The sequence below is a fragment of the Tomitella gaofuii genome, assembly GCF_014126825.1.
GTDB classification, from domain to species: Bacteria; Actinomycetota; Actinomycetes; order Mycobacteriales; family Mycobacteriaceae; genus Tomitella; species Tomitella gaofuii.
This window is the reverse complement of sequence record NZ_CP059900.1, coordinates 3,025,093-3,041,917: the sequence shown is the minus strand read 5'-3', so window position 1 is coordinate 3,041,917 and position 16,825 is coordinate 3,025,093. Positions and strand designations below refer to the sequence as shown.

17 protein-coding genes and 1 tRNA gene are annotated in these 16,825 nt (G+C 71.6%); 9 read left to right on the top strand and 9 right to left on the bottom strand.

Annotated elements, in window-relative coordinates; genetic code table 11:
* The first annotated feature begins 20 nt into the window (after positions 1-20).
* From H4F70_RS14045 to H4F70_RS14030, 4 genes are all read left to right on the top strand, one after another.
* Positions 21-878 (top strand): serine hydrolase domain-containing protein, encoded by an 858-nt coding sequence (locus H4F70_RS14045; RefSeq protein WP_372497599.1) that lies wholly within the window; start codon positions 21-23, stop codon positions 876-878.
* The gene (locus H4F70_RS14040; RefSeq protein WP_182357613.1) at positions 871-1,242 is read left to right on the top strand and encodes a YidH family protein; all 372 of its coding nucleotides are present in this window, start codon (positions 871-873) and stop codon (positions 1,240-1,242) included. Before H4F70_RS14045 ends, H4F70_RS14040 begins: the two co-directional genes overlap by 8 nt.
* A gap of 64 nt (positions 1,243-1,306) precedes the next feature.
* On the top strand, positions 1,307-1,642 hold the full coding sequence (locus tag H4F70_RS14035; RefSeq protein ID WP_182357612.1) for a DUF202 domain-containing protein: 336 nt from the start codon (positions 1,307-1,309) through the stop codon (positions 1,640-1,642).
* 147 nt (positions 1,643-1,789) lie between these two features.
* Positions 1,790-2,299 (top strand): DUF3145 domain-containing protein, encoded by a 510-nt coding sequence (locus H4F70_RS14030; RefSeq protein ID WP_182346895.1) that lies wholly within the window; start codon positions 1,790-1,792, stop codon positions 2,297-2,299.
* A 55-nt stretch (positions 2,300-2,354) separates the two neighbouring features.
* On the opposite strand, the gene H4F70_RS14025 is transcribed toward H4F70_RS14030, so the two are convergent.
* The 6 genes from H4F70_RS14025 to aceE form a co-directional block, all read right to left on the bottom strand.
* Complete coding sequence (locus H4F70_RS14025; RefSeq protein ID WP_182357611.1) at positions 2,355-3,086, bottom strand: polyprenol monophosphomannose synthase; 732 nt, start codon at positions 3,084-3,086, stop codon at positions 2,355-2,357.
* 234 nt (positions 3,087-3,320) lie between these two features.
* The gene (locus H4F70_RS14020; protein WP_182357610.1) at positions 3,321-4,574 is read right to left on the bottom strand and encodes a KasA/KasB family beta-ketoacyl-ACP synthase; all 1,254 of its coding nucleotides are present in this window, start codon (positions 4,572-4,574) and stop codon (positions 3,321-3,323) included.
* Positions 4,571-4,846, bottom strand: a complete 276-nt coding sequence (acpM, locus tag H4F70_RS14015; protein ID WP_182346898.1) for a meromycolate extension acyl carrier protein AcpM — start codon at positions 4,844-4,846, stop codon at positions 4,571-4,573. The genes H4F70_RS14020 and acpM overlap by 4 nt, the downstream gene beginning before the upstream one ends.
* A gap of 97 nt (positions 4,847-4,943) precedes the next feature.
* A complete protein-coding gene (locus H4F70_RS14010) occupies positions 4,944-5,888 on the bottom strand; it encodes an ACP S-malonyltransferase (RefSeq protein ID WP_182357609.1) in 945 nt (314 codons plus the stop codon).
* 133 nt (positions 5,889-6,021) lie between these two features.
* Complete coding sequence (locus H4F70_RS14005) at positions 6,022-7,242, bottom strand: PucR family transcriptional regulator (RefSeq protein WP_182357608.1); 1,221 nt, start codon at positions 7,240-7,242, stop codon at positions 6,022-6,024.
* A gap of 82 nt (positions 7,243-7,324) precedes the next feature.
* Entirely contained in the window at positions 7,325-10,126 is a 2,802-nt protein-coding gene (aceE, locus tag H4F70_RS14000; RefSeq protein WP_182360424.1) for a pyruvate dehydrogenase (acetyl-transferring), homodimeric type, read from the bottom strand.
* Positions 10,127-10,741: 615 nt separating this feature from the next.
* Between aceE and H4F70_RS13995 the strand changes: the two genes are divergently transcribed.
* From H4F70_RS13995 to H4F70_RS13985, 3 genes are all read left to right on the top strand, one after another.
* Positions 10,742-11,170, top strand: coding sequence for a DUF3052 domain-containing protein (locus tag H4F70_RS13995; protein WP_182347007.1), 429 nt, complete (start codon positions 10,742-10,744; stop codon positions 11,168-11,170).
* A 39-nt stretch (positions 11,171-11,209) separates the two neighbouring features.
* Positions 11,210-11,707: a peroxiredoxin gene (locus tag H4F70_RS13990; protein WP_182357607.1), complete on the top strand. Its 498-nt coding sequence runs from the start codon at positions 11,210-11,212 to the stop codon at positions 11,705-11,707.
* Between the two features lie 57 nt (positions 11,708-11,764).
* Positions 11,765-11,836, top strand: a tRNA-Val gene (locus H4F70_RS13985).
* A gap of 69 nt (positions 11,837-11,905) precedes the next feature.
* On the opposite strand, the gene H4F70_RS13980 is transcribed toward H4F70_RS13985, so the two are convergent.
* From H4F70_RS13980 to H4F70_RS20990, 3 genes are all read right to left on the bottom strand, one after another.
* Entirely contained in the window at positions 11,906-12,157 is a 252-nt protein-coding gene (locus H4F70_RS13980) for a hypothetical protein (RefSeq protein WP_182357606.1), read from the bottom strand.
* 78 nt (positions 12,158-12,235) lie between these two features.
* Entirely contained in the window at positions 12,236-13,279 is a 1,044-nt protein-coding gene (locus H4F70_RS13975) for an SURF1 family cytochrome oxidase biogenesis protein (RefSeq protein WP_182357605.1), read from the bottom strand.
* Between the two features lie 36 nt (positions 13,280-13,315).
* Positions 13,316-14,551 (bottom strand): arsenate reductase/protein-tyrosine-phosphatase family protein, encoded by a 1,236-nt coding sequence (locus tag H4F70_RS20990; RefSeq protein ID WP_308316877.1) that lies wholly within the window; start codon positions 14,549-14,551, stop codon positions 13,316-13,318.
* 169 nt (positions 14,552-14,720) lie between these two features.
* Here H4F70_RS20990 and H4F70_RS13960 point away from each other — a divergent pair, with 169 nt between their 5' ends.
* Together H4F70_RS13960 and H4F70_RS13955 are read left to right on the top strand one after the other, a co-directional pair.
* Positions 14,721-15,917 carry a Nif3-like dinuclear metal center hexameric protein gene (locus tag H4F70_RS13960; RefSeq protein WP_182357604.1) on the top strand — a complete coding sequence of 399 codons (1,197 nt, stop codon included), beginning with the start codon at positions 14,721-14,723 and terminating at the stop codon, positions 15,915-15,917.
* Between the two features lie 137 nt (positions 15,918-16,054).
* Positions 16,055-16,813, top strand: a complete 759-nt coding sequence (locus H4F70_RS13955; RefSeq protein WP_182357603.1) for a zinc ribbon domain-containing protein — start codon at positions 16,055-16,057, stop codon at positions 16,811-16,813.
* Positions 16,814-16,825 lie beyond the last annotated feature (12 nt).

Sequence of the window (16,825 nt, the reverse complement as noted above, 5' to 3'; positions counted from 1 at the left end):
GTCGCGGTGCGGGGGATCCTGTGGCGGCGTTGCGGATGATCGACGACTGGCCGGTGGACAACGCCGCGGCCGCGGTGGTCGCCGCGGACGGGACGGTGTCGGCACACGGCCACGCCGGCGCGGTGTTCGAGCTGGCCTCGGTGACCAAGCTGCTCACGGCCGTCGGGGTCCTGCTCGCGGTCGAGGAAGGCGCGGTGGAGCTCGACGCGCCGGCCGGGCCCGCGGGGTCCACCGTCCGGCACCTGCTCGCGCACGCGTCGGGCCTGGCTTTCGACGAGCACCGCGTGCGCGCCGAGCCGGGGGAGCGGCGGATCTACTCGAGCGCCGGCTACGAGGTGCTGGCGGGGCTGGTCGCGGGAGAGACGGGCATCGGTTTCGCCGAGTACCTCACCGAAGGCGTCTTCGCCCCGTTGGGCATGGCGGACACGGTCCTGTGGGGCCCCGCGGGGCACGGGGCGCGCTCGACGGTCGCCGACCTCGCACGCTTCGCCGCCGAGCTGCAGCGGCCGACTCTCCTGGACCCGACGACGCTGACGGAGGCGACGACGGTCCAATTCCCGGGGCTCGACGGGCTGCTCCCCGGGTACGGGATGCAGCGCCCCAACGACTGGGGCCTGGGCTTCGAACTGCGCGGCGGCAAGAGCCCGCACTGGACCGGCGGCCGCAACTCGCCGGAGACCTTCGGCCACTTCGGACAGTCGGGCACCTTCCTGTGGGTGGACCCGGTGGCCGGTTGTGCCTGCGTCGCGCTCACCGACCGCGCCTTCGGCGCATGGGCCACACCGCTCTGGCCGGCCCTGTCCGACGCCGTCGTCACCGGTGGGGACGGGTCCGCTGCGGGGGACGGTAAGGGGACGGGAAGCGACGCCGATGCCTGACGACAGCAGCGGCACTCAGACCCCGGACCTCCCGGAGGAGAAGGAGCCGGACTACCGGTTCACGCTGGCCAACGAGCGCACGTTCCTCGCATGGATCCGGACGTCGCTGGGGCTGGTGGCAGGCGGTGTCGTGGTGCACCAACTGGTGGAGCCGCTGCACGTCGAGGGGGCGCGCACGGTCATCGCGCTCGGCTGCGTCATCCTCGCCATCGCGGTGGCGGCGGGCTCGTACTTCCACTGGCGCTCGGTGCAGCAGGCGATGCGGCGCAGCATGCCGCTGCCGGGGTCCACGCTGGTGCCGATCCTGGCGTTGGGGGCGACGGTCATCGCGCTGTTCGCCGCGGTCACGGTGATCCTTCTATGACCGTGGCAGCCGATCGGCGAACGGCCGCGGCGGGCAGGCCCGGCGCGACCGTTCCGGTGGCGCGGTGAGCGCCGCCTTCGATGATCCCGGGCTGCAGCCGGAGCGCACCGCGCTGTCCTGGCGGCGTACGGCGCTGTCGGCCATGGTGGTCGCCGCGCTGATGCTGCGCCAGGCGGCGGAGGTCGGCTGGGGCAAGGCGGCGATCGCGCCCCTTGTCGGTGTCGGGATCCTCGTGGTGCTGGGCCTGGGCTGCTACCGGCGGGGCGACAGCCTGCAGAAGCACCGGCTCCATGAGGGCAACGTGCTCGCGCGCCGGCGGGTGATGGCGGCCGTGTCGGCGTCGGTGGTGCTCGGTGCTCTGGCGACCGGTGCCATCGAGATCACCGGGTACCACAGCTGATCGCTGCACCGGGGAGCCGCGGCGTCACTGGTGCCACACGTTGCGCACTGGTAACTTGTACATCGCATAGCACACGCGGCACCGGACATCCGTGCAAGACACGAGGTCGTTGGGGAAGACGTCCCTCGTCTACAACGGAGGTCTGCCGTGCGCAACCTGAACCAGTTCGCCGAAGCGACGACCGGCGTCGTGTACGTCCACTCGTCGCCCGCTGCGCTGTGCCCGCACATCGAATGGGCGCTCACCGGCGTCCTGGGCAGCGCCCCGGACCTGGAATGGTCGGCGCAGCCCGCCGCGCCGGGGCTGCTGCGCGCCGAGATCGAGTGGGTCGGCCCCGTGGGCAGCGGCGCGCGTCTGGCCGGCGCCCTGCGGGAGTGGTCGATGCTGCGCTTCGAGATCACCGAGGACGCCAGCGAGGGCGTGGACGGCGAGCGGTTCAGTCACGTCCCCGGTCTGGGGCTCTGGCGCGGCAGCACCAGCGCCAACGGCGACGTGGTCCTGGGAGAGCAGCGCCTGCGCGCGATGCTCGCGGCGGGGGCCGACAGCCTGGCGTCCGAGCTGGAGACCGCGCTCGGCACGGCGTGGGACGACGCCCTGGAAGAGTTCCGCGGGTGCGACGGTGATCACATCACGCTGCTGGGCCGCGACGTCGGCTGATCGGCACACGCCGGAGTTCGCACGCGCGGGGGCGAAGCGAAGGGACCCGGGAAGCTCAGCCGCGCCCGTAGCGCAGCCGCCACGGCATCAACGCGGACTCCCATTGCACGGCGAGGGTCATCTTCGAGGCGCCCTCGGTGCGTTCCTCGAAGCGGATGGGGACTTCGGCGATCCGCAGCCCCTGGCGCACCGCGCGGTGGTTCATCTCCACCTGGAACGAGTATCCGTTGCTCTCGATCGTGTCGAGGCCGACGGACCTGAGCGCGTCCGCACGCCACGCCTTGAAGCCGGCGGTGGCGTCGCGCACGCCGAGGCGCAGGATCGTGTCCACGTAGCGGTTGGCCCCGCGTGAGAGCAGCTTGCGGTGCCAGGCCCAGTCCTCGGCGACGGAGCCGCCGGCGACATAGCGCGACCCCAGCACCACCGCGGCGTCGCTGCGGGCGAGCACGTCGAGCATTTCCGGGATGGCGCCGACGGGGTGCGACAGGTCCGCGTCCATCTGGATCACGACGTCCGCGCCGTCGTCGAGGGCGCGGAGCATCCCGGCCACGTATGCGCGGCCGAGGCCGTCCTTGACCGTCCGGTGCAGCACGTCCACCTGCAGGGGGAGCGTGTCGGAAAGGCCCTCGGCCACCTGCCCGGTGCCGTCCGGCGAGCCGTCGTCGACCACGAGCAGGCGCAGGGCGGGCAGCCCCAGCCCGGCGAGCCCGACGGCCAGCCGCGGCAGGTTCTCGCGCTCGTTGTAGGTGGGGACGACGACGGTGACTCTCGGAGGGGTGTCGGGCACGGGGGTCCTTCGGTTGTCGGCTCGGCACGGCCCGTCGGTGCGTCAAGCGCGTCGATTCCGCGGGGCACAGTGCGTCGGTGACTCGATCGAAAGACACCGTATACGGTGCCGGCGCGCGGTGAGGCCCTGGGCCGGTCGGCGGCGTGCCGCGGATGCGACGGCGGGCCCCGCCGCGGCTCGAGGAGCCGTGGCGGGGCCCGCCGTGGGGGTGCCCGTGTGCGGAGGCGTCCGGCGTCAGGCCCGCCCGAAGGCGAGCGACACGTTGTGCCCGCCGAACCCGAACGAGTTGCTGATCGCCGCGTCGAACGTCCCCGTGCGGGGGCCGCCGGCGACCACGTCCAGGTCCACCTCCGGATCCTGGTTCTCCAGGTTGAGTGTCGGCGGGATGACGCCCTCGCGCAGGCTCATCACCGTCAGCGCCGCCTCCAGGGCCCCCACCGCCCCGATGGAATGCCCCAGCGCGCTCTTGGGCGCGTAGACCGACGGGTGCCCCCCGACGGCGGCCTGGATGGCCTTCGCCTCGGCGAGGTCGCCGACGCTCGTCGACGTGGCGTGCGCGTTGACGTGTGCCACGTCGCCGGGGGCGATCCCGGCGTACTCGATGGCCTTCGACATGGCACGTGCCGCTCCGGATCCCTCCGGGTCCGGGGCGACGATGTGGAAGCCGTCGGACGTCGTTCCGGCGCCCAGCACGCGGCCGAGGATCGTGGCGCCGCGGGCACGCGCGTGGTCCTCGCGCTCGAGCACCAGCATGGCGGCCGCCTCGCCGAACACGAAGCCGTCGCGGTCCCTGTCGAACGGGCGGGACGCGGCCTCGGGGTCGTCGTTGCGGAAGCTCGTGGCCCGCATCATCGCGAAGCTCGCGATCGGCAACGCGCTGATGCGGTTCTCCACCCCGCCGGTGACCATGACGTCGGCCTCGCCCATGGCGATCATGCGCCAGGCCATGGCGATGGCCTCGGAGCCCGAGGCGCACGCGGAGACCGGGGTGTGCACCCCGGCCTTCGCCCCGATCTCGAGCCCGATGGTGGCGGCGGGCCCGTTGGGCATTATCGCGGGGACCGCGATGGGCGAGACCTTGCGGTACCCCTCGGCCTCGAGCTTCGCAGTGTTCTCCAGCAGCGTCTCGATGCCGCCCATCCCGGTGCCGACGGCGACGCCGAGGCGTTCCGCCTCCACCGCGGGACTGCCCGCGCGGGCCCAGACGTCCCGGCCCAGCACCAGCGCAAGCTGTTCGATGTAGTCCAGGCGGCGCTTTTCGACCTTCTTGAGCGATTCGGTCGGATCTGCGGCGAGGCGCCCGGCGATGCGCACCGGCAGGTCCAACCGCTCGACCCATTCGTCGGTGAGCGTCGCGATGCCCGAGCGGCCGTCGAGCAAACCCGACCACGTGGTCTCGAGGTCACCGCCGACGGAGCTGGTGACCGCCATCGCGGTCACCACAACCGGGTGCAGTCGCAGACCGGAGTGCGTCACCGCAGCGGTCACTGAGCGTCGACCGAGGCGCCGCCCTCGGTTTCGAGCTTCTGGATGTACTCGACGATGTCGCCGACGGTGCGCAGGTTGGCCAGGTCCTCATCGGGGACCTTCACGCCGTACTTGTCCTCGGTCTGGACCGCGATCTCGACCATGGACAGCGAGTCGATGTCGAGGTCGTCGACGAAGGACTTCTCCATGGTGACCTCGGACGGCTCGATGCCGGTGACCTCTTCGATGATCTCGGCGAGGTTCTTGACGATCTCTTCCTGGCTGATGGCCACGGTGGTGGTCCCTTCTGTTCGTGTGCGTTGTGGTTCCGGGTTCCGGATCGGATGAGGATGCGCAGATCCGGGTGCGCAGTTCAGGGGGGCGGCCGCGTCAGGCGGGCACCGGCAGGGCGTCGAGGTCCGCGGGGGCGTTGACAGCCGCCGACGGCACGCCGCGCAACGCGCGCTTGGCGATGCCGACCAGCGTGCCGGCGGGCGGCAGCTCGACGATGGCGGTCACCTCGGCGTCGCGCAACGCGGCGGAGCACAGGTCCCAGCGGACGGGGCTGGTGATCTGGTCGACGAGACGCTGCATCGCGTCCGCACCCGTGGTGACCAGGGCGCCGTCCTTGTTGGACAGCAGCGGCATGGCCGGGTCCGACGGGGTGATCTGAGTGGCGACCTGCGCGAAGGCCTCGCGGGCGGGCGCCATGTGGCGGGTGTGGAAGGCGCCGGCGACGGCCAGTGGGCGCAGACGTGCGCGGGCGGGCGGCGCGGCGGCGAGCTCGTCGAGCGCCGCCTGCGTGCCGGCGGCGACGATCTGGCCCTGCGCATTGCGGTTGGCGGGCGTGAGGTCGAGCTCGGCGAGGCGGTCGAGGACCTCGGCCTCGTCTCCGCCCAGCAGCGCCGTCATCCCGGTGGGCTCGATGGCGCAGGCGCGGGCCATCTCCCGGCCCCGCACCGCGGCGAGACGCACGGCCTGCTCGTCGGTGAGCACCCCGGCGATGGCGGCCGCGGCGAGTTCGCCGATGGAATGCCCCGCGGTGATCCCGGAGCCGGAGGCTCCCGCGCTTGCGTCGTCGCCGGTGCCGCTTCCGGTTCCGTCGCCGTCGCGCAGCATCCGGTACGCGACGAGGGCGGACGCCACGACCAGCGGCTGGGTGACGGAGGTGTCGGTGATCTCGTCGGCCTCGGCGACGGTGCCGAGCCGGACGAGGTCGATCCCGGCGATCTCGGACCACGCGGTGAGCCGGTCACGGACGCCGGGCGCCTGGAGCCACGGCGTCAGCATTCCGGGCTTCTGGGACCCCTGTCCCGGGGCGAGCAGTGCTTTCACGTAGTACAGACAACACTGTCGACGGGGGTTTCCGGAGTGTCGACGGAAACGAACGTACACCGCTGAATTTGTAGGATACCTACAAAACCAGCGCATTTGCGCACCCATCTGTCACAGCGGTCATTGTGTTACATCATGGGGAGAGTGTGACTGAAGTGGCCGATGTGAGTAGCTTGACCCCCGCTTTCCTCATCCGGTGCACCGAAAACGCAACACGGAGGACGTAGGCGTCGCGCGCATCGGCGGGGTCCCGCCCGGTGACGGTGGTGATCTTCCGAAGCCTGTACCGGACAGTATTTGGATGGACATACAACTCGCGCGCGCAAGCCTCGATCGAACCGCCGGTGTCCAGATAACTGTCCAGCGTCTCGGGCAGTCCGCCGCCGCTGTCCAGCAGCGGCTGGACGACGACACGGTCGAGTTCGTCGAGTGCGGACCTGTCGCCGATCAACGCGCGTTCCGGCAGCAGGTCCGACGCGGGGACCGGCCGCGGCGCCGCCGGCCAGCCCACCGCGCTCTGGTATCCGCGCAGCGCCTCGACGGCGCTCTCGTGCGCCAGTGCCAGGCCCGGCACCGTCGAGCCGACCACCACCGGGCCGTCGTCGAACGAGTCGAGGAGTCCGGAGATGAACGTCCCACCGGCGAAGACCTCGCCGCTGACCACCACGACCAACCGGTACCCCTGCACCACCGCCAGCACCGAGCGGCCGTCCGCCCGGGCGAGCGTGTGCACGCGCTCCACGGCCTCACCGCTGTAGTCGATGGCCGGCGCTCCGACGAGCACGGTCACCGGGGCGCTCGGCTGCCAGTTCAAGGTGGCGGCCTGCGAGAGCATGGCCGGTCCCGTGTCGCCGCGGACGATCGCGTCGACCACCATCGCCTCGAGCCGGGTGTCCCAGGCGCCGCGGGACTCGGCCGCCGAGGCGTACACCGCGGCCGCGGCGAACCCGAGGTCGCGGCCGTAGCGCAGGACGGCCTCGGTTAGCGCGACCAGCTGGTCGTCGTCCCGGGCCATCAGCGGAAGCCATTGCTCGAAGAACTCCATGGCCACGCGCACCATGTCGACGGTCTCGCTCAGGCGCACCTTGCGGGTGAGGTCCTGGGGCACGACACGGAAGGCCTCCACCGTGGAGAAGATGTCGCCGTCGGGGTCGTGCAGCCAGTCGACGAAGTTCGCGACGGCCGTCTGCACCACCATCTGCACATCGGCGCGCTGGGAGGCGTCGAGAGCCGTGACGAACGGAAGCTGCGACTCCATCGAGCGCATGGCCTCGACGGCGAGCCGCCGCGAATTGCGCTTGATGCGCCGCAGCAGGGCCTCGGACAGGATCGATTCATGCGGCGCGCCGGTCATGGTTGAACGCTACCGTCCCCGGCCGCACCGGCCCGGGACGCCGCGGGGCGTCTCGGGCCGGTGCACCGCCGTGGGAGCCCGGTCAGTCGACGTTGGCCGGGGTGTTCTGCTCGGGCGCGGGCAGCACCTCGGCGATCCGGTACCTGCGCGCGGCCTCCACGGGTGCGGAGGCGTCGACGCTGCCCTCGCGGGCGAGCGCCTGCAGCACGGCGACGACGACGGACTCGGCGTCGACGTTGAAGAACCGGCGGGCGCCCTCGCGGGTATCGGAGAAGCCGAAGCCGTCCGTGCCGAGCGAGGTGTAGTCGCCGGGGATCCACTGGCGGATCTGATCGGGCACCTGGCGCATCCAGTCGGACACCGCGATGAACGGCCCCTGCTCGCCGGCCAGCACGTGCTGCAGGTAGGGCGTGCGCGGCTCGGCGGACGGATCGCGCAGCGCGTCGCGTTCGCACTCGATGCCGTCCCGCCGCAGCTCCGACCACGAGGTCACCGACCAGACGTCCGCCGACACGCCCCACTCGTCGGCCAGGAGCTCCTGCGCGCGGAGTGCCCACGGCATGCCCACGCCGGAGGCGAGGATGTGCGAGCGGGGGCCGTCGCCCTGCGCCTTCGCGAGCCGGTAGATGCCCTTGAGGAGGCCCTCGACGTCGAGGTCGTCGGGCTCGGCGGGCTGGACCATGGGCTCGTTGTAGATCGTGAGGTAGTAGAAGACGTCCTCGCCGCCGAACCCGGGGGCCAGCGAGCCGTCGGGGTTGACCGTGCCCCCGTACATCCGGCGCAGACCGTCCTTGATGATGTGTCCGAGCTCGTAGGCGTACGCCGGGTCGTAGGCGACGGTGCCGGGGTTGGTGGCGGCCAGCAGCAGCGAATGGCCGTCGGCGTGCTGGAGGCCCTCGCCGGTCAGCGTGGTGCGTCCGGCGGTGGCGCCGAGCACGAAACCGCGCGTCATCTGGTCGGCCGCGGCCCAGAAGCCGTCGCCGGTGCGCTGGAAGCCGAACATCGAATAGAAGATGTAGACGGGGATCATCGGCACGCCGTGGGTGGCGTAGGAGGTGCCGACTGCGGTGAACGACGCGACGGCGCCGGCCTCGTTGATGCCTTCATGCAGGATGTGCCCGGACTCGGACTCCTTGTAGGCCAGCATCAGGTCGGCGTCCACCGACGTGTACGTCTGCCCGTTGGGGTTGTAGATCTTCAGAGACGGGAACCACGAGTCCATGCCGAAGGTCCGGGCCTCGTCCGGGATGATCGGGACGATCCGCCAGCCGATCTCCTTGTCGCGCAGGAGCTCCTTGAACACGCGCACGAGCGCCATCGTGGTGGCGACCTCCTGCTTGCCCGATCCCTTCCGCACCACGTCGTAGGCCTTGTCGCCGGGGAGCGTGAGCGGCGTCGCCGCGGTGCGCCGCTCCGGCACGAAGCCGCCCAGCTTGCTGCGCCGGTCCCGCATGTACTGGATCTCGGGTGCGGCGTCGCCGGGGTGGTAGTAGGGGGGAAGGTACGGATCCTGCTCGAGCTCGCCGTCCGAGACCGGGATCCGCATCTTGTCGCGGAACTCCTTGAGGTCGTCGAGGGTGAGCTTCTTCATCTGGTGCGTCGCATTGCGGCCCTCGAAGTGGGTGATCGAGTAGCCCTTGATGGTCAGGGCGAGGATCACCGTCGGCTGGCCGGTGTGCTGCATCGCCGCCGCATACGCCGCATAGACCTTGCGGTAGTCGTGGCCACCGCGCTTGAGGTTCCAGATCTGCTCGTCACCGAGGTCCTTCACGAGCTCCTTGGTGCGCGGGTCGCGCCCGAAGAAGTGTTCGCGGACGTAGGCGCCGTCCTTGGCCTTGTAGGTCTGGTAGTCGCCGTCCGGCGTGGCGTTCATGAGGTTGACCAGGGCGCCGTCCTTGTCGGCCTGCAGCAGGGCGTCCCACTCGCGGCCCCAGACCACCTTGATCACGTTCCAGCCGGCGCCGCGGAAGAACGATTCGAGCTCCTGGATGATCTTGCCGTTGCCGCGCACCGGGCCGTCGAGGCGCTGCAGGTTGCAGTTGATCACCCAGGTGAGGTTGTCGAGGCCCTCCATGGCGGCGACGTGCACCAGCCCGCGGGACTCGGCCTCGTCCATTTCGCCGTCGCCCAGGAACCCCCACACGTGCTGCTGCGTGGTGTCCTTGATGCCGCGATTGTGCAGGTACTTGTTGAACCGCGCCTGGTAGATCGAGTTCATCGGCCCGATGCCCATCGACACCGTGGGGTACTCCCAGAACTCCGGCATCAGGTGCGGGTGCGGGTAGCTGGGCAGCGCGCCCTTGGCGGCGTGGCTCTTCTCCTGACGGAAGCCGTCGAGCTGCTCGGCGGGGATGCGCCCCTCGAGGAAGGCGCGCGCGTAGATGCCGGGGGAGGCGTGGCCCTGGATGAACACCTGGTCGCCGCCACCGGGGTGGTCCTTGCCCCGGAAGAAGTGGTTGAAGCCCACCTCGTAGAGCGCCGCGGACGAGGCGTAGGTGGAGATGTGGCCGCCGACGCCGATGCCCGGGCGCTGCGCGCGGTGCACCATGATCGCGGCGTTCCACCGGATCCAGCGGCGGAACGTCCGCTCCACGTCCTCGTCGCCCGGGAACCAGGGCTCGTTCTCGGTGGGGATCGAGTTGACGAAGTCGGTCGAGGTCAGGGAGGGGAGCGCCACGTGCCGCTCACCGGCGCGCTCGAGCAGGCGCAGCATCAGATAACGGGTGCGCCCGGGGCCGGACCGCTCGAGGAGGTCGTCGAGCGACTCGAGCCACTCGCCGGTCTCCTCCTGGTCGATGTCCGGCAGGTAGGAGGCGACGCCCTCGCGGATGACGCGCACCCGGTTGTCGCTGCCGCGCGACGGGCGGTGCGCCCCGTCCTGCACGCCGGTTCCCGGCGTGGTTGCCTTACCGTCGACCGCCGGCTGCCCCTGTGCAGCGCGGGCCGGATCCTGGACTTCGTTCGACAAGCCGTACTCCTTGATGCGCGAGGGCGCTGGTGTGCGCCCGTGTCCTGGCGCGCCCCCGGGGGTGTGGGCGCGCGCCTACCGTGTGTCGGTGTCGGTACCGGCACGGCCTGCTGCGGGCACCACAGAGTGACCGCGCGACCGCGTCACTGTCCATCGTGCCTCAATGCACAGCGGATGCCGCATGAGTTCCCACAGTCTGGTCGGTAACAAACGTGTCAGGGCTCTGCGGGCGCGGGGCTGCCGACACGGCCCTCGCGCGGAGAGGACTCCCGCGCGGAGAAGAGCGGGCGGGAAGGCGACGATACCGCCACGCGGAACGGTGGAGTGGACGACAATCCTGGGCAGGGGTCACCTGCGGCGGATCCCGTGATCCGGTGTGATCCCGGCACGGGAATACGACGACACGGGCGTGACCGCCTACCGTTGTGGTTGCGCTCGTGGCTCAGACCATGTTCGCTTTCAGGTGACCGGTATCCGCCGGGAGCCTGATCGGGCGGCCGAAAACCGCCCGAGACCTTCGAAAGAATGGAGATGACCACCGTGGTCGCCGCGGACGCCCAGAACTACCCGCAGATGCTCGGCATCGACGCCGATACGGTGGTGCAGGAGGTCGGTTGGGACGACGACACCGACGATGTGGTGAGAGAGGCCATCGAGTCCGTGATCGGCGGCGAGATGGAGGACGTCGACACCGATGAGGTGGTCGACGTCGTGCTCCTGTGGTGGCGTGAAGGGGACGGCGACCTGGTCGACGAGCTCATGGACATCATCAGCCCGCTGTCCGAGGAGGGGTTCGTGTGGGTGCTCACGCCGAAGACCGGCAGTGACGGCCACGTCGAGCCCAGCGAGATCGCCGAGTCCGCCCCCACCGCCGGCCTCATGCAGACGTCGTCGATCAAGCTCGGCGCCTGGACTGCGAGCCGCCTCGTCCAGCCCACGTCGCGGGCCATCAAGCGCTGACTGCGTGCCGGGCGTGCTGAACAGGAAGGACTGGTAGCGATGACCGATCGATCGCAGACCGTGCCGGGGGGTCCGAACATCGAGGTGGGGGACGAGGCGCCGGACTTCACCCTCAAGGACCAGGACAACCAGCCCGTGACGCTGTCGTCGTTCCGGGGCCGGAAGAACGTGCTCGTGGTGTTCTACCCGCTGGCGTTCACCGGGGTGTGCCAGGGAGAGCTGTGCCGGGTGCGCGACAACCTGCCCACTTTCCAGAACGACGACACCGAGATCCTCGCGGTGTCGGTGGGGCCGTCGCCCACGCACAAGATCTGGGCCGCGGAGCAGGGCTACACGTTCCCCCTGCTGTCGGACTTCTGGCCGCACGGCGCGGTGGCGCAGCTCTACGGCGTGTTCAACGAGGAAGCCGGCATCGCCAACCGCGGGACGTTCGTCATCGACAAGACGGGCGTCGTGCGCTTCGCCGAGATGAACGGGCCCGGCGAGCCGCGCGACCAGAGCGTGTGGGAGAAGGCGCTTGCGGCGCTGGCCGAGTGAATGCGCTAGATTGCTGGACGCACCGGAACGCCCGATCGGTAGGGCGGGCCGGTGCCGGGGCGTGTAGCTCAGCGGTAGAGCTCCTGTCTTACACACAGGCGGTCGCTGGTTCGATCCCAGTCGCGCCCACCGCAACGACCAAGCCCCTCACCTGCATTGACGGGTGAGGGGCTTCGTGTCGGTCGCGTCGGTGTGCGCCTACTCCGGTTGGTACTCGTCGGCGTCGTCGAGCGGTTCTTCGCGTTCCTGATCGAGCGCGTCGGCTTCATCGACGAACCGTTCGCCCACCGGGTCGTCGGGGTATGCGGTGCCGGGGTCGTCGTCGGTGGGCGTGGACTGGTCCGCGCGGTCGGCGTCGGTCATCGTGTCGAGGTCGTCACCGCCGAGCGCGGCAGCCGAAGCGCCGGCGCGGGCGGTCCTGTCTGCTGAAGTGCTCCTGTCAACGGCCATACCACATCGTAGGCGAACCACCCCGCCCCGTGCCCGGCTCCGCCGAGAGAACGCCCACCGGTGCGGGCTCCGGCGCGGTCAGGGCTTCTTGCCGTAGCGTTCCGCGAGGGTGCGGCGCTGGGCCTCGGGCAACTCCTCGACGCGCGTGCGTTCGGGGGTCCGCACGGGCATCGGGGTGTGGGCGCGGCGCTTCCTGCGGCCGCGCATGACGTGCGCGAACTCCTCCTCATCCACTGCGGGGCTCCGCTCCGGCGTGCGGGGTGCCTGTGCAGGGGCGCCGCCGGGTTCGCCGGCAGCGCTGTCGGAACCCTCCCTCGGGCCCGGCTCCGGGCCGGCACCGGGCGGCGGCCACGCGCCGGAGGAGACGGCCTGGTCGTAGGCGCGGCGGAGGCGGCGCTCCCGCAGCTCCGCCCACACGAAGTAGCCGACGCCCAGCGGCGCCATGATGCCGAAGGCCAGCCATTGCAGGCCGTAGGACAGGTAGGGGCCGGAATCGAGCTGGGGCAGCGCGATCACCCCCAGGCCGCCCGGCTGGTCCGCCTCCAGCTGCAGGTACCCCTGCAGCAGGTCGACGTCCGTGAGCGCACCCACCTTGCCCGGGTCGATGGCGTACACCTGAGTCCAGCCGGCTTCGTGCACCGGTGGGCGGTCGCCTGTCGCGTGCTCCGGTTGTCGCACGCGCGCGTCGAGGGTGATCGTCCCGCCGGGGGGAGGGGCGATCTGCGGCGGCTGCATCTGCTGGTCGGGGCGCACGTATCCGCGGTCGACGAGGATCGTGCGCCCGTCGTCCAGGCGGAACGGTGCGAGCACCTCGTACGCCGGGTCGCCCTCGATCGACCGCAGCCGCACCAGCACCTGCTTGTCCGCCAAGTAGGTGCCCGTGGCGGCGACGGGGCGCCACTCGTCGGCGTCGGCCACGGCGGTGGTGCCATCGAAAACCTGGCCGACGGGGACCGGGTCGGCATGCAGTGAGGCGGCGATCTTGTCGTTGCGGTCCGAGTTGCGGGAGTTCTTTCCCAGCTGCCACGGAGCGAGAACCGTGAAGCACATGTAGGCGAAGGCGAGGCAGAGCGCGATCAACGCCAGCCACCCGGGCCGCAGCAGGAAACTCAGACGTCGCACGGCGTCAACGGTAGTCGATGGCCGGAACGGCGCTGGTCACGGGAGGTCCGCGAGGTTCTCTACTGGGTTATCGGCGCGGCCGGACGCGGCGGTTCGGGCCCAGTCGACGATCCCCGGCGCGGCGGCCTCGATCTGCCGGCGGACGGTGGCGAAACCGTCGTCGGCGCCGTAGTACGGGTCGGCGACGTCGGTCCCTGTCGCGTGAGGGTCGAAGCTGCGCAGCATGCGCACCCGGGAGGGGGCGGCGCCGGCGCCCAGCAGCGCGCGCCGGTGGCCGGAGTCGAGCGCGACCATGAGGTCCGCGGACAGGTGCGCCGGGCCGACCTGCGCGGCCGCGTGGTCGACGCCGTAGCCGTGTGCGCGCAGTTCGTGGCGGGCGCGCGGGTCGGCGGGGTCGCCCACGTGCCAGTCGCCGGTGCCCGCGCTGGTGACGTGCACCGCGTCCGCCAGGCCCGCGCGGCGGAGATGTTCGCGGACGATCTGCTCCGCCATGGGTGACCGGCAGATGTTGCCCGTGCACACGAACGTCACGTGCACGGTGCCGGACGGGGCGGCGCGTGCGGACTGCGGCTCCGCGGCGCCGTCGGGATCGGACCGCCGCTCGAGGTACCGCAGCACGGCGCCGCGCAGATCCTCCGGCGCGTCGACCACCCACGCGGCGCCCTGCGCCTCACTGCGGGTGCCGTACCCCCACAGGACGAACGCCACGGGGATGCCGTGCTGCGCGGCGCCGGCCACGTCGTGGCTGCGGTCGCCGACGAGCACCACGGCGGGCCCGCCCGTCGGGGCGGGATCGTCCACGCCGAGCGCGCCCAGCGCGTGCGCGACGACGTCGGCCTTGGCACGCCGCTCGCCGGCGGCGCCCGCGATCACCTCGAAGTGCCCGGCGAGCCCGTGCGCGTCGAGGATCCGGCGCGCGTCCGTCTCCTGCTTCGACGTGGTGACCGCCAGCCGCACGCCGCGCGCCGCCATGTCGGCGAGCACGTCGGCCATGCCGGCGAACACCGTCGACCGTTTCCACCCCGAGGCGGAGTAGTCGGCATGGTAGGCGGCCAACAGCTCCCGCGCCTGCTCCGCGGCCACGCCGAGCCCGGCCATCGTCTCGGCCATCGGCGGTCCGACGATCTGCGAGCGGAGGTCGCCGTCGGGCTCGGGGACACCATGGCGTGCGAGCGCGGCGCGGAAGGATCCGACGACACCGTCGGCCGAATCCATGATCGTGCCGTCGAGGTCGAACAGTGCCAGGGGAGCGGACGGAGAAATGCCAGGCATGCCCGCATTGTCCCCGGTTCGATGCGTACCCGGCGCCCGGGGACGCCGGGTGTGGTGCCGGGCACCCGGCGGTCCCGGCGGGGCGCGCCGAGGCGGTAGCGTGCACAGCGGTAGTCCGGAGCGTGCCGGGCCCGGGACGGCGCCGGCGCGGCCGGGAAGGCCGGCGGCGATGAGGAGCGCGAACGTGATCGGTGCGGCGGACGGGGAACCCGCGACGAAGGACGGGGGTGCCGTGCCCCTGGGCGAGATCATCGCGGCGCTCGATGAGGCCTACCCGCCGTCTCTGGCACAGTCGTGGGATTCGGTGGGCCTGGTGTGCGGGGATCCGGCCGAGCCGGTCGAGTCGGTGCTGCTGTGCGTCGACGCCACATCCGCGGTGGTGGATCAGGCGGTCGGTTCGGGCGCGCAGCTCGTCGTCGCGCATCACCCGCTGCTGCTGCGCGGGGTGGACACGGTGGGTGCCCACACGCCCAAAGGGGCGCTGGTGCACCGCCTTATCCGGTCCGGGTGCGCCCTGTTCACCGCGCACACCAACGCCGACAGCGCAGACCCCGGCGTGTCCGACGCGCTGGCGGCGGCGTTGGACCTGACGAACACCGGGCCGCTCGATCCGCTGCCCGGTGCCGCGCTGGACAAGTGGGCCGTGATGGTGCCGGTTTCCGGGGCGCATCGCGTGCGGGCCGCGATGTTCGACGCCGGCGCGGGGCGTGTCGGCGACTACGACAGTTGCAGCTGGTCGGTGGAGGGCGACGGGCAGTTCCGTCCCCTCGCCGGTGCGGATCCGGCCATCGGTTCGGTGGGCGCGCTCGAGCACGTGCGCGAGCATCGCGTGGAGATGGTGGCGGCGCGCGCCCTGCGTGAGCGGGTCCGGACGGCTCTGCGCGCGGCGCATCCGTATGAGGAACCCGCCTACGATGTGATCGAGCTGGCGCCGGAACCGTCGGCGCGCGGCCTCGGCCGCGTCGGCGACCTGCCCGAGGAAATGACGTTGGCGCAGTTCGCCGACCGGGTCGCGCAGGCGTTGCCGGCGACGGCCTGGGGTGTGCGGGCCGCCGGCGACCCGGATCGCAGGGTGCGCCGGGTCGCCGTGTGCGGAGGAAGCGGGGACTCGATGCTCGGGGCCGCGACCGCTGCCGGGGCGGACGCGTACGTCACCGCGGACCTGCGGCACCATCCCGCGGACGAGCACCTGCGCGCGGGCGGGCCCGCGCTGGTGGATGTCGCGCACTGGGCCAGCGAGTTCCCGTGGTGCGCGCAGGCCGCGGGCGTGCTCAGGGCGGCCTTCGGAGACCGGTTGGCGGTCGCCGTCTCAGACGTGCGGACCGACCCGTGGACGGTGGGGGCGTCCGCCGCGGAACCACGCTGACGACGCCTGGCGGGCGGGCGGCGCACCCGGCGGGCGCGGCGACGGCGGATGCCGGGGGCGGGCGGCCGGCGCCACGGTACGGTTGCACACGACGGGGTCGCGGCCTGAGCGTCGTCGAGACGAATGGAGATATGCGCGTGAGAGCTGAACCGGATGTGCAGCGCCGGCTGCTGGACCTGGCCGAGATCGACACCGGGCTGGCCCAGGCAGCGCACCGGCGCCGCAATCTCCCCGAGGCGCAGGAGGCGCTGCGGATCGAGACGGAACGCAACGCGCACAAGGACGCCGCCGTCAAGGTGGAGATGAGCCTGGAGGACCTCGACCTCGACATCCGCAAGCTCGAGGGCGAGGTGGACGCCGTGCGCAAACGTGAGGCGCGCAATGCCGACCGCCTCGCGGCGGGCGGGGTGCCCGCCAAGCAGCTCAGCGAGATGGAGCACGAGAACACCAGCCTGCAGCGCCGTCGCGGCGTGTTGGAGGACGATCTGCTCGCCGTGATGGAGCAGCGCGAGGCCGCAGGCGAGGACCTCGACAGGGCGGGCGCCCAGGTCGACGTGCTGGACCAGGAATTGGAAGAGGCCCAGCGGCTGCTCCGCGAGGCGGAGGCGGACCTGACGGCCTCCGAGGAATCCGCTCGCGCACGGCGGACGGAACTGCTCGCAGCCGGCCTGCCGGACGAGCTGCTCGCCGACTACGAGCGGCAGCGGTCCAGCTCCGGCATCGGGGCGGCATTGCTGCGCGCGCGCCGGTGCGGGGCGTGCCGGATGGAGATCGACCGCGCGGAGATCGAACGCATCAAGGCGGCCGATCCGGCCGAGGTGGTGCACTGCGAGGAGTGCGGCGCGATCCTCGTGCGCACGGGCGAATCCGGTCTGGGCGCCTCCGCCGGGGCCTGACGGAGACTCACA

Coding starts and splice junctions, on each gene's coding strand:
- H4F70_RS14005 (WP_182357608.1), bottom strand. CDS start 7,242: ATGACCGGCGCGCCGCATGAATCGATCCTGTCCGAGGCCCTGCTGCGG.
- H4F70_RS13980 (WP_182357606.1), bottom strand. CDS start 12,157: ATGGCCGTTGACAGGAGCACTTCAGCAGACAGGACCGCCCGCGCCGGC.
- H4F70_RS14040 (WP_182357613.1), top strand. CDS start 871: ATGCCTGACGACAGCAGCGGCACTCAGACCCCGGACCTCCCGGAGGAG.
- H4F70_RS13990 (WP_182357607.1), top strand. CDS start 11,210: ATGACCGATCGATCGCAGACCGTGCCGGGGGGTCCGAACATCGAGGTG.
- H4F70_RS13995 (WP_182347007.1), top strand. CDS start 10,742: ATGACCACCGTGGTCGCCGCGGACGCCCAGAACTACCCGCAGATGCTC.
- H4F70_RS13960 (WP_182357604.1), top strand. CDS start 14,721: ATGAGGAGCGCGAACGTGATCGGTGCGGCGGACGGGGAACCCGCGACG.
- H4F70_RS20990 (WP_308316877.1), bottom strand. CDS start 14,551: ATGCCTGGCATTTCTCCGTCCGCTCCCCTGGCACTGTTCGACCTCGAC.